The organism is Providencia rettgeri, from assembly GCF_001874625.1.
In the GTDB taxonomy this organism is placed as follows: Bacteria; Pseudomonadota; Gammaproteobacteria; order Enterobacterales; family Enterobacteriaceae; genus Providencia; species Providencia huashanensis.
The window spans coordinates 4,211,506-4,224,224 of sequence record NZ_CP017671.1; the positions used below are offsets into that span (position 1 = coordinate 4,211,506).

Annotated in this window: 11 protein-coding genes; 6 read left to right on the forward strand and 5 right to left on the reverse strand. The window is 42.3% G+C overall.

Annotated features, from left to right (window positions below):
* Positions 1-3: 3 nt before the first annotated feature.
* Positions 4-1,347, reverse strand: a complete 1,344-nt coding sequence (locus RB151_RS19525; RefSeq protein WP_048605993.1) for a phosphoethanolamine transferase — start codon at positions 1,345-1,347, stop codon at positions 4-6.
* Between the two features lie 479 nt (positions 1,348-1,826).
* Between RB151_RS19525 and RB151_RS19530 the strand changes: the two genes are divergently transcribed.
* The 4 genes from RB151_RS19530 to RB151_RS19545 are packed head-to-tail and all read left to right on the forward strand — an operon-like array spanning position 1,827 to position 5,844.
* Positions 1,827-2,576 (forward strand): sugar phosphate isomerase/epimerase family protein, encoded by a 750-nt coding sequence (locus RB151_RS19530; RefSeq protein WP_071548636.1) that lies wholly within the window; start codon positions 1,827-1,829, stop codon positions 2,574-2,576.
* 4 nt (positions 2,577-2,580) lie between these two features.
* Positions 2,581-3,561 carry a sugar kinase gene (locus tag RB151_RS19535; protein ID WP_071548637.1) on the forward strand — a complete coding sequence of 327 codons (981 nt, stop codon included), beginning with the start codon at positions 2,581-2,583 and terminating at the stop codon, positions 3,559-3,561.
* A gap of 13 nt (positions 3,562-3,574) precedes the next feature.
* Entirely contained in the window at positions 3,575-4,855 is a 1,281-nt protein-coding gene (locus RB151_RS19540) for an MFS transporter (RefSeq protein WP_042845524.1), read from the forward strand.
* A gap of 11 nt (positions 4,856-4,866) precedes the next feature.
* On the forward strand, positions 4,867-5,844 hold the full coding sequence (locus RB151_RS19545; RefSeq protein WP_042845525.1) for an NAD(P)-dependent oxidoreductase: 978 nt from the start codon (positions 4,867-4,869) through the stop codon (positions 5,842-5,844).
* Between the two features lie 7 nt (positions 5,845-5,851).
* On the opposite strand, the gene RB151_RS19550 is transcribed toward RB151_RS19545, so the two are convergent.
* Positions 5,852-6,874 (reverse strand): LacI family DNA-binding transcriptional regulator, encoded by a 1,023-nt coding sequence (locus RB151_RS19550; RefSeq protein WP_042845923.1) that lies wholly within the window; start codon positions 6,872-6,874, stop codon positions 5,852-5,854.
* A gap of 78 nt (positions 6,875-6,952) precedes the next feature.
* Positions 6,953-7,906 (reverse strand): DNA-binding transcriptional regulator DsdC, encoded by a 954-nt coding sequence (gene dsdC / locus RB151_RS19555; protein ID WP_048605985.1) that lies wholly within the window; start codon positions 7,904-7,906, stop codon positions 6,953-6,955.
* A gap of 228 nt (positions 7,907-8,134) precedes the next feature.
* Between dsdC and dsdX the strand changes: the two genes are divergently transcribed.
* Entirely contained in the window at positions 8,135-9,472 is a 1,338-nt protein-coding gene (dsdX, locus tag RB151_RS19560) for a D-serine transporter DsdX (RefSeq protein WP_042845526.1), read from the forward strand.
* Positions 9,473-9,484: 12 nt separating this feature from the next.
* On the forward strand, positions 9,485-10,819 hold the full coding sequence (locus tag RB151_RS19565) for a D-serine ammonia-lyase (protein WP_042845528.1): 1,335 nt from the start codon (positions 9,485-9,487) through the stop codon (positions 10,817-10,819).
* Between the two features lie 53 nt (positions 10,820-10,872).
* Here the strand turns inward: RB151_RS19565 and RB151_RS19570 are convergent, their stop codons facing one another.
* Positions 10,873-11,922, reverse strand: coding sequence for an osmoprotectant NAGGN system M42 family peptidase (locus tag RB151_RS19570; protein WP_071548638.1), 1,050 nt, complete (start codon positions 11,920-11,922; stop codon positions 10,873-10,875).
* Positions 11,923-11,926: 4 nt separating this feature from the next.
* Positions 11,927-12,697: a FadR/GntR family transcriptional regulator gene (locus RB151_RS19575; RefSeq protein WP_042845532.1), complete on the reverse strand. Its 771-nt coding sequence runs from the start codon at positions 12,695-12,697 to the stop codon at positions 11,927-11,929.
* Positions 12,698-12,719: the final 22 nt, after the last annotated feature.

Here is a 12,719-nt window from a genome sequence, read left to right on the forward strand (position 1 = left end):
TAGTTAATCCGCAATAATTTTTGTATTAACGGTTACAGGGGAAAGTACTGTGTCCTGCGGTAAGCTATCGTATTTTACAAATTCATCTCGTGGAAAAACAAATACATCAATATCTTTTTCTGGTGTGATGGTATCCGCTACAATGCTTTTATCTGGGGATGTCAGGTTAGTTTCAACCCCTAACCAAGACGCGAAGTAATCAAATAAATTCCATTCACTCAAGGTCTCATCACGGAACTCACGTTGAGTATCATCAGAGTTCATAACCACTAATGGAATTTGATACGCTCCTTTGACTAATTGGCCATGGCGCAAATACAAGTTCCCTTCTTTAATGAATCCGTTATATTCCGCCTCTAGAGCAGCCACGTGTTGCTTATTCGCTTTCACCAAACCTTGCCCATGGTCGGCAAAATAAAGAATGGAGAAAGGATGTTCGCCATTTTTATTATTTTCTTGCAAGGTTTTATAAATATCGCCAATAAAATCATCGCTCAGTTTGATGGCAGAAACATAACAATTCACCAAACTTCCCCAGCCTGTATCGAATTGTTCTGGATTAATGTTGTAGTTATTTTTAACTAGCTCGCAAGCTCCTTTTGGCCAGCCGTCATGGTGAGGTCCCCACATATGGACAAAAATGACTTTTTCTTTATCTGAAGGGTTATTTAATGCAGCTTTAAATGCAGGTAACATTTTAAAATCATTGGTCAGCTTATTTACGCTATCATCAACGACAAATTTTTCTTGAACAAATAGGTTATCAAACCCTGTTTTATTGTCTCTTACAGGTAAAAAATAGTCAGCTTTTAAGAAATAGTTAGTAAACCCTATCTCATCATCCCCAAAACTACCGTTGTTACCAATATAATAAGTTTCATAGCCCGCTTTATTGGCTAAATCGACAATCGAATTATTATTGTAGTAAGGCTTTTCATGATGCTCTGTAATGGTATTTAAATCATTCTTCGCTAAAGCGCGGGTTAATGTGGGCACCGTATTGGACGCTGCACTGATAAAGTTGTTAAAGAAACGTCCATTCACGGAAGATAAAAATGGCGTATTTTCCAATGGGTAGCCATACGTATTCATGTAATTTTTATTGGTACTTTCGCCAATAATCACCACTTTGATTTTATATTTAGGGTCATTTTTTTTGGTGATCTGAATATCGCTAGCCGTTTCCACCCCAAAACATAAGTCCGCATTGGTTTTTGCGCCTTGTATTAATTCTGGAGTACAGGCTTTCTTATACACACCTGTGTTTTCACTGTTATTCGCTTGAGCCAACGAAACGCTGGCTAACAAAAGTGCACTATAAAGTGCAGTCATTTTAATTACTTTCATGTTCAGAACCTCATCTTCATAACTTATTATTTTTTGAGTTGCTGTGGTGTAGTCAGGGCAGAGCTTGTGAAATCAGTTAATAATTGAACTGAAATTTCACTCAAATATTAATATATTGAAATAATATTTCATTGAAAGACTATAAATAAGAAATTGGGATACAGATAACAATAATAAAACACGAGAATTCACACAGTTATCTCATACTTCCCTATAATTTCTTATCCGTGAAAAATAAATGTATTTAAAAACAAAGTGTTATATCAATATATTTTCATCAGATACAGCTTAAAAAACGTTACATCCTTTACATAATGAACTGTGATAGGGATCAGTTATTAAGCATTCATCGGAGTTTGATTAGTGATGTGGCTCTTATTTTTATCTTTCATTGCTAGAAAACAAAATGGAACCGGTTCCATAATGATTTATTCTCAGAAAGACTAAAACCATTACCTAAAATAAGGCAGAGGAAAATCATGAGCAAAGATATTATTGTTGTCACTGCTGCCTATAGCACACAGGCAGTAAAACAGCTGGGTGGGCAGCAAGCTTTGCTGAATATTATTCAAGGGGCTAGCGCTGATGGCGTAGAGATCCGCCAAGAGCTTTTGCTGCCTAATGATAGGCTAGCTGACATTAGCAATCAGCTGAAATCAAGGCAATTAACCGCTGTCTATTCCGTTCCTGATACCCTATTTCAGCAACGTGAACCTATCATAATCAGCAAATTACAAGGTTATTTCGACGAAGCCAAACAACTTAATGCACGTTTCTTAAAACTGTCACTCGGTGAACCACCTGAAAATTATGACTTGTCTGAAGTCATTAACGTTATCAATCGATATACAACACAACTCGTGATTGAGAATGACCAGACGGAAGCAGGTGGTCATATTGCCCCATTAGAGCGCTTTTTTAGGGGTGTTGCAGCACAAAACATCCCCATTAAGATGGCTTTCGATATGGCCAACTGGTACTGGCAACACGAAGATCCTCTCAAAGCCGCCCACATATTTACTAAGCAAGTGGCCTATATTCACGTCAAGGCCTGTCAGTTACGTACTGATAAGCATGTGGCGGTCGCCCTTGATGACAGTGATGGTTCATGGGAAGAAGTGCTACAGATTTTGCCTAATAATGTACCACGTGGCATTGAGTTTCCACTAGAAGGTCACGATTTACGTGCCATTACTGAACACTATGTTTCGCTATTAAAAGGGGTTTAATATCATGAAAAATCAATTAGATGTGGTGACCCTTGGTGAAGCTATGATGATGTTTGTGGCAACACAAACAGGGACATTGCACGAGGTAGAAAGTTTTATTCGTCGTGCGGCAGGAGCAGAGCTAAACGTAGCCATCGGCCTCGCTCGTCTTGGTTTAAAAAGTGGTTGGATTAGCCGTCTTGGTAATGACTCCTTCGGTCGCTTTATTCAATCGACTTTACATAAAGAATTGGTGGATACTCAATGTGTTACTATTGATGCAAATTACCCAACTGGTTTTCAGTTAAAATCTAAAGCTCAAAATGGAACCGATCCCATCGTGGAATATTTCCGTAAGGGGTCAGCAGCAAGTCATTTAGACCTAACTGATTTTAATGAAGACTATTTTCTATCTGCTCGCCATTTACATTTAAGCGGAGTCGCTGCTGCGCTTTCTACCACCAGCTATCAACTGTCACTATACGCAGCAAAGTGGATGCGAAATGCAGGGAAAAGCCTATCATTTGATCCAAATTTACGCCCTTCACTCTGGCAAAATGAACAACAGATGGTCACCCAGCTAAACCAATTAGCATTCCAAGCAAACTGGGTATTACCCGGTTTAAAAGAAGGCAAGATTTTAACTGGTTTCGATAAACCTGAAGCCATTGCTGACTTTTATCTCGCCCATGGTGTCGATGCTGTGATCATTAAAACAGGTGAACAAGGGGCTTACTATAAAACAGCAACTAATCAACAAGGGGTTGTCGATGCAGTAGTTGTCAAAAATGTGGTTGATACCGTCGGCGCAGGTGATGGCTTCGCGGTCGGGGTGATCAGCGCATTATTAGAAGGGCAATCCCTCCCTCAAGCCATTAAACGAGGTAATTTTATTGGTGCTAGGGCTATCCAAGTCATTGGTGATAGCGAAGGCTTGCCTACTAAGGTGCAATTACAGCAAGAAATGGCTTTATTATCCTCACCTACCGTCAACGCGGCATGCTAAGAAGGAATATATTATGACAATCAATACTCCGGCAATGTCACGTTGGTGGCGCATTATGCCAATCGTGTTTATCACATACAGCCTTGCTTACTTAGATAGAGCCAACTATAGCTTTGCCGCTGCCGCAGGGATCAACGCAGATTTAGGTATTTCCAAAGGGATGTCATCCCTGTTGGGCTCGTTGTTTTTCTTAGGGTACTTTTTCTTCCAAATCCCTGGGGCTATCTATGCCGAAAAACGTAGCGTTCGCAAACTGGTTTTTGCCTGTATTTTCTTATGGGGAATATTCGCTAGCTTGACGGGAATGGTAAGCAATATTCCCATGTTAGTGATTATTCGTTTCAGCTTAGGAGTAGTTGAAGCCGCAGTCATGCCCGCAATGCTGATCTACATCAGTAACTGGTTCACTCAACCAGAGCGTTCACGTGCGAATACTTTCTTAATTTTAGGTAACCCGGTGACCGTCCTATGGATGTCTGTACTATCAGGCTACCTAATTCAAGCATTTGGTTGGCGCGAAATGTTTATCATTGAAGGCGTTCCCGCTGTGTTATGGGCTTTCTTCTGGTGGAAAACTGCACGTGATAAACCTAACCAAGTAAACTGGTTAAGCCAACAAGAAAAAGATACCCTTGATAAAATTCTTAGTGACGAACAGAAAAATATCAAACCTATACGTAATTATCGTGAAGCGTTTAAATCACGTAATGTAGTTTTACTGTGTGCACAGTATTTCTGCTGGAGTATCGGGGTATATGGCTTTGTGCTGTGGTTACCGTCAATTATTCGTGGTGCATCAAATCTCGGTATGGTTGAGACAGGTTGGCTTTCTGCAGTCCCTTACCTTGCTGCGACATTAGCGATGGTGTTGGTATCTTGGGCATCGGATAAAATGCATAATCGTAAACTGTTTGTTTGGCCAATGCTTCTGTTAGGTGCTATTTGTTTCCTTGGTTCATACCTGTTAGGTAGTACAAATTTCTGGTTATCCTATATGTTATTGGTGATAGCCGGCGCCGCGATGTATGCACCTTATGGGCCATTCTTCGCCATCATCCCTGAGATGCTCCCCAAAAACGTTGCGGGAGGTGCAATGGCATTAATCAACAGTATGGGTGCACTAGGTTCGTTCTTTGGGTCATGGTTTGTAGGCTATTTAAATGGTGTAACAGGTAGCCCGAGTGCATCCTATATGTTTATGGGGCTCGCATTGTTAGCTTCTGTTTTCTTTACCTTAATTGTCAAACCTAATCAAGAACAAGACGGCACTACTGCCCTCGCTAAACACGCATAATGGGGAACATAATGAAAAAAAATATTATTTTGTATAAAACGATCCCTGCGGATCAACTTGGGCGCTTACAACAGCAATTCAACGTCACTCAATTTGATAGCATTACAGCAGACAATATCGCCAGTTTTAGGCAAGCCCTTGCAACGGCCAACGGTATTATCGGAGCCAGCTACCCCATCACTGCGAGCGACCTTGCTCTCGCCCCTTATTTAACGGTAGCTTCCACCATTTCTGTGGGTATCGATCAATTTGATCTGGAGGCAATGAACGCAAGAAAAATTGCATTGATGCACACTCCGAATGTCTTAACCGAAACTACCGCAGATACCATTTTTACCTTAGTGCTATGCAGCGCTCGTCGCATTATTGAAATGGCTGAAATGGTTAAAAATGGCCAGTGGACGAAAAGTATTGGCGAAAATGTGTACGGTAGCAATGTGAGTGGTAAAACGATTGGTATTTTAGGTATGGGCCGAATTGGTTATGCCGTAGCAACACGAGCCTATGCTGGTTTTGGGATGTCTGTTCTCTATTACAGCAACCATTCGCATTCTAAAGCGGAAAACCTGCTCAAGGCTCGTCGCTGTGATTTAGATACCATACTTGCTGAGTCTGACTTTGTTTGTGTCGTGCTGCCCTTAGTGCCATCAACAGAAAAACTAATTGGCAAAAATGAACTCGAAAAAATGAAACCCAGTGCATTTTTGATTAATGGGTCCAGAGGAAAAATTATCGATGAGGCAGCGTTGATTGATGCACTAGAAAACCACGTGATCCGCGGTGCAGGTTTAGATGTCTTTGAAGTAGAGCCTTTACCCGTAGACTCTAAGTTACTTAAATTACCGAATGTGGTCGCCTTGCCGCATATCGGCTCTGCCACCCATGAGACTCGCTATGCTATGGTGGAATGCGCCGTCGATAATTTAATTGCAGGTCTTAATGGCGATTTTAGCCAAAACTGCGCTAATTTAAATGCCATACAGCCCTAATAGCTTTCTACAGTGTAGTTGAATTTCGAATAATCAACTCACCATGAAACAAATGCTGAGTTGGTTCTTTTTCTGGGTTTTCGAGTTTTTCAAGTAAACATGTAACTGCTTTATGCCCCATTTCGGCAGTGGGTTGTGAAACCGACGTCACCCCCTGCCCAGCAAATGCAGCCCATTCAAGGTTATCAAAACTTAAAAAACCGATATCTGCCCCCCAGCGCAACCCTTGCTGATTCATCGCATAAGCTAACTGTAAAGTTAAAACCCCATTAGCTGCCACAATGGCTTTACGCATTCCTCGGTGAGAAATACAAAACTCAGCAACAATCGATGCTAATTTTTCAGGGTTTGGTAACGTGACTTCATGGAACTCACTCTTGATTTGCGGGTTATCCTGTGACAGCGCTTGAAAGGTTTGTAAGCGTTCTTGGCGAGCGCTGTTATACACGATGGGTTCAGTGACAAAGCAAATCGCTTCAAAGCCTTGCTCAAGTAAATGATTGAAAGCCATTTGAGCCGAAGCAGGATTGTCTAACCCCACCATATCGCAGGGAAAGTTATCAATTTTTCTATCTAATAAAACAAAAGGCAACGTGGTTTGTTTAAGAACATCAATGAATTGTTCATTAACACCCGCTGAATTAATGATTAGCCCATCGACACGGTAACCTTTAAGTAACTGAATAAATTGGCATTCACGCTCAATGCTATTATCCGCATTACAGACAACTGTCATAAAGCCTTGCTTGATGGACTCAGCTTCAACCCCTTTCAATACTTCCACAGAAAACGGGTTGCCGATATCCGCAATAATCAAACCAATTAACCCCGTGCGACCATGTTTTAAGCTCCGCGCCATTTGATTAGGCCGATAATTTAATTCACGAATCGCCGTTTCAATACGTTGACGAAGGTTATCGGAAAGCAAATGAAATTCACCATTCAAATAACGTGAGATGCTGGTTTTCCCTGCCTGAGCTTTGGCAGCCACATCTTTGATCGTTGCAACTTTTGGTGTTTTCGGAACCATAACCCAGTGTTTACCCATCTCGAAGAAATAATTGTTGCTGTTATCTTACCGGAAAAAAGGCTATTTTACTTGCAATATTCAGCTAACCTGCTGTTTTAACCACTGAATAAAAATATCCGCTTTTGGGTGCCGCTTATCATTAAGCATCGCAAAGTAATACCGCTGTTGGCAGGTTAATGGCGTATCGCCAAAAGGCATCACGAGCTCACGGCTTTTAATCCGCTTTTCCACCAACTGCTTGCGCCCCATTGCTACACCTGCGTGGTTCATTGCGGCTACAATAGCTAAGTCTGAACGGTCAAAACACAGGTTTCGGCGGTGGGGAAACAAGGGTAGCTGATAGTATTCGCTCCATGCTTTCCACTCATCATAGTCGGAATTGCTGCTCCATGCTTGCCGGTCATGCAGTAACGTACAGTTTTTTAGTTGATGAATATTATTCAGCAAATCATATTGCTGGGCATATTTCGGACTACACACTGGAACCATCGACTCTGACATCAGGTCTTCACAATAGAGATTAGACCTTGTCATATCATCATAATAAATTGCCACATCAATACCATAGCCGCGAAAATTAACATCATCGTTCCCTGTTAATAAATTTAATTGAATCGATGGGTATTGATTAGCAAAATCTGCAATTTTCGGGATCAGCCAGCACTGGGCAATCGATGGGCGTGAGTAAACCGTTAATTCCCCAGAAATTTCTTGGTTTTTGATATCAATAATTTCTTGGTTAATATCATCCAGATTTTTACGTAACGCCCAATAAATACGCTCACCATCGGAAGTTAACTCAATACGCCGATGAAAACGCTCAAATAATTTAAAACCCAGTTCCCCCTCTAAGGTATTAATACGATGACTTACCGCACTGGGTGTGAGGGAAAGCTCCTGCGCCGCTAGGGCAAAAGAGCTATGTCGCGCCGCAGCTTCAAAGGTATGTAGGCGGGATAATTGATAGCTCGATAACCGCTTATTCCATTGAATAAAACCGGATTGTTCAAATTGATTCAAATTCGATGACACCAACCTCTTCCCCCCTTATTTGAGAAATGACCCAGCTCGTCGCTATCAACAATATAGCGCCTTTAAGGTGAATTTATATGATGCAAATCCTAATATTGGTATTTTATATGACCCATATCACGCACTTGAGTTAATTGAATTCATCTAAAGCTTAGGTTTCATCGTTTGTCACCCTTGCATATTTATTATCCAATAGAAGTACAACAACAAAATGATTAGGGGTAGGATATGGACTCTACAATGTGGATGCTCGGTACTCTGGTTATTAGTATCTTGCTGATCATAGTCTCAATTATTAAATTTAAGTTTCACCCTTTTTTAGCCCTGTTACTCGCCAGCTTTTTTGTCGGTATTGCAATGAAAATGAACCCGTTAGAGATGGTGAATGCTATCGAAAATGGGATTGGCGGTACACTCGGTTTTTTAGCCGCTATTATTGGACTAGGCACCATACTAGGGAAAATGATGGAGATTTCAGGTGCAGCAGAGCGCATCGGGATCACCCTACAGAAAAGCCGTTGGTTAACTCCAGACGTCACCATGGTACTAATTGGTTTAATCTGTGGTATCACTCTATTTGTTGAGGTGGGGGTTGTTTTGTTGATCCCACTGGCATTTTCCATCGCCAAAAAAACCAATACCTCTTTATTAAAACTGGCTATCCCGCTATGTACTGCGCTGATGGCCGTACACTGTATCGTTCCGCCACACCCTGCTGCACTATTTGTCACTAATGAACTTGGGGCAGATATTGGCACTGTGATTGTTGCGGGCTTAGCCGTTGGTTTAGTCGCCTCACTGGTCGGCGGGCCATTATTCCTAAAGTTCTTAGGTGAGCGCTTACCTTTTAAAACGGTACCAGAAGCCTTTTCTGACTTAGAAGTCCGTGAAGAAAAAGATTTACCCTCGCTAGGTGCCACTTTATTTACCGTTTTACTGCCAATTATTCTCATGTTGATCAAAACCGCAGCAGATTTGAACATGAGCAAAGACAATCAATTATTTACCCTTTTGCAGTTTATTGGTAACCCAATCACTGCCATGTTTATTGCCGCATTTGTCGCTTATTACGTACTGGGCATTCGCCGTAATATGGGCATGAGCGTGCTACTCAGTAAAACGGAAGAAAGCTTTAGTTCCATCGCCAATATTTTATTAATCATTGGTGCGGGAGGGGCGTTTAATGGCATCTTAAAAGGAAGTGGGTTAAGCGATTCCCTTGCGCTGGTTCTTTCAGGCATTGATATGCACCCAATCCTATTGGCTTGGTTAGTGGCTATCATTCTACATGCTGCGGTAGGCTCTGCGACCGTTGCCATGATGGGCGCCACTGCAATTGTTGCCCCATTAATGCCAATGTACCCGCATATCAGCCCTGAGATCATGACATTAGCCATCGGCTCAGGCGCAATTGGCTGTACCATCGTGACGGACTCCTTGTTCTGGCTGGTCAAACAATATTGTAATGCCACCTTGGCTGAAACATTTCGTTTTTACAGTGTCGCCACACTTATCGCATCCCTCGTTGCGCTGGCAGGCACCTTTGCACTTTCATTTGTGATTTAAAAGAGAGTAATTATGACTCAGATAAATATTGATAAGTTAATTGCTGACACCCCTTTAGTTCAGGACTTAATCGATTTAAAGCAAGTTACTTGGTTTAACCCAAACTCAACCACCACACAAGCGGGTTTACCCTATGTGGGGTTGACCCTCGAGGATGTGCAAGACGCCGAGGCACGTTTAACACGTTTCGCCCCATATTTAATGAAAGCGTTTCCTGAAACGCAAACCACACAAGGGATCATAGAATCCGACGTGGTTGCTATTCCCAATATGCAAAGTGCTCTTGAAACACGTTATGAAACGCCAATTACTGGGGAAATGTTACTCAAAAAAGATAGCCACCTACCTATTTCGGGCTCAATAAAAGCGCGAGGCGGTATCTATGAAGTTTTGACCCATGCGGAAAAACTCGCTTTAGAAGCCGGTTTATTATCAATTGATGATAATTATGAAATTCTATCCTCAGATAAGTTTCGACAATTCTTTAGCCAATATAGTATCGCCGTTGGCTCAACCGGCAATTTAGGCATGTCTATTGGCATTATGAGTGCAAAATTAGGCTTTAGTGTCAGTGTACATATGTCGGCGGATGCACGTCAGTGGAAAAAAGATAAGTTACGTTCTCACGGCGTAAATGTTGTTGAATATCAACAGGATTATAGCATTGCGGTCGAACAAGGCCGCAAAGAAGCTGAAAAAGACCCGCGCTGCTTCTTTATTGATGACGAAAACTCAACCACACTATTTTTAGGCTATGCGGTTGCAGGTTTACGTTTGAAAAAACAATTTGTAGAGCAAGGCATTATTGTTGATAACCAACACCCGCTGTTTGTTTATCTGCCTTGTGGTGTCGGCGGAGGCCCGGGTGGCGTTGCCTTTGGCTTGAAGTTAGCCTTTGGTGATGCAGTACATTGCTTATTTGCCGAACCCACACATTCACCTTGCATGTTGCTTGGCGTGCATACAGGGCTCCATGATGCCATTTCAGTACAAGAAATCGGCATTGATAACATCACGGCCGCTGATGGCCTTGCAGTGGGCCGCGCGTCAGGGTTTGTGGGGCGTGCAATGGAACGTTTAATTGATGGTTATTACACGATTGATGATACCGAGATGTACAACCTATTAAGCTTACTTAATCAAACGGAGTCGATTAAGCTCGAGCCTTCCGCACTAGCAGGTATGACCGGCAGTGTTCATGTCACCCAAAACACAGACTATTTACAGTCTAAGTCACTGACACCAGAAGTCATGGCCAATGCCACCCACCTTGTCTGGGCGACCGGTGGCGGTATGGTACCGCAAGATGAGATGGATAAATATTTATCGCAAGCCAAACTAAGCTAGTGATACATAGGATTAAAGCCATCTTCTTTTTTTATCAGAAGATGGCTTTAAAATTACTGCCCCGGTAATGGCACTAAATCACTTTCAATATAACGTCGTACCAATGTTGCTAACGCAACCAGTGAATCAATATGCGTTCTTTCCCAACCATGGGAGCTATCTAAGGCAAAACATGCTAATGCAACCCGAATATCCCACCCAGCATCAATAGCTGCCGCACTATCAGAACGGTAATGTTTAAATGTATCGCGCACATGAGGGATGTTATATTGCTGGCATAATTGCAGTAAGTGGCGCGTAATCGCTAAATCAAATGGCCCCGTTCTATCACGAAATGCCAATGTTAATGCGTCATCACGTGTTGTTTGATCAGGCGCTGAAACAGAATTATCAATCGCTAATAATTCCTGAACTTGCTCACCAAAGCCATGAGTCCCTCCAATCCCGACCTCTTCAGAAATCGTGAACATCAATTGGCAAGAAACAGCCGGTAGCACACCATCGTCCACTAGCGATTTTAATGCCGCTAACATCACCGCACAGCCTGCTTTGTCATCTAAATGACGAGAAACAATAAACCCATTGTCAATAAATTCAGGTTGGGCATCAACTGCCACCATATCCCCCACATTCAGACCATGAGATTGTAGATCTTCCGCACTATAACATGGGGCATCAAGGCGAATTTCTAAGTTATCCCAATCAGCCACTTGAGTATCCACTTCGGTATTAAAGCGGTGACCTGATGCTTTTAACGGTAGAATGGTGCCGCGATACTGGTGATTATCACCATACACGGTGACTCGAGCGCCTTCAGCAAAGCGCGCAGCCCAAGTGCCCGTATTACGTAACGCTAACCGCCCGTTAGGTTTGAGCTGAGTAACCATTGCCCCTAAGGTATCCAAATGGGCTGCAAGTGCCCGTTTGGGTTCATCATTACCGAATGTAATATATAACACTCCACGGCGTGTATACTGCGGTATAAAACCCAACTCAGTCAACCATTGGTGCGTTTGTGCGACCGCTTTCTCAGTCATACCCACCGGGCTAGGTGTACATAAAAGTGTCTTTAATACTGAGGTTAGATATGCTTTATCTATCATTATGTTACCTATCTTCACTTAAAAAACGTTCTTGCAGTGTGGCTTGTAGAGCCAACATTGCTTGCTCGGCATAATTCATGTGCTCTTCCATCACCGCCTGTACCTTAGCGGCATCTTTACGGCGTAATGCCTCTATTAATTGATACTGATATTCAATGCCTTGGCATCTATCTACTGGTTCGGGTTTCAGGTAAATGTCTTTACAAACCGCTAAATCTTTAAGTAAACGCTGTAAAAAATGGCAGATAAACACTAAGAGAACATTATCAGAGTAACTGGCAACGACGGCATGGAAATCCAACTCTGCCATTCGCTGTTGCCAGCGTTCCTCTTCATTAGCAGGCTCATGGTCGTAAATCGCAATGGTGTCATACAGTTTTTGAATTCCCGCATTATCGATATTATCAATGGCACTCACTGCAACAACTGGCTCTAATAATTTACGCAATGTATAGATATCTTTAATGGAAATATCTCGCGTGAATAAATAGTTTGATAACAAGCTCATCGCACGGGATTCGGTCATTGAATCAATAAACGCCCCCCCGCCTGGGCCCGTTTTGGTTTTAATTAACCCCTGCACTTCCAATGATTTTAAGGCTTCTCTTACCGTGCTTTTACTCGCGCTATAACGCTCAATTAGCTCTTTTTCTTGGGGTAAGCGGTCACCCGGTATCAGGTTATCCGCCATAATCGTTTCTTTTATCGCATTAACAATTTCATCAGTACGTTTAATGCGAACTGGCTCGATAGCCGCTGTCTTATCCGTGCTCATATTAGGACCCCAACTGATTTTA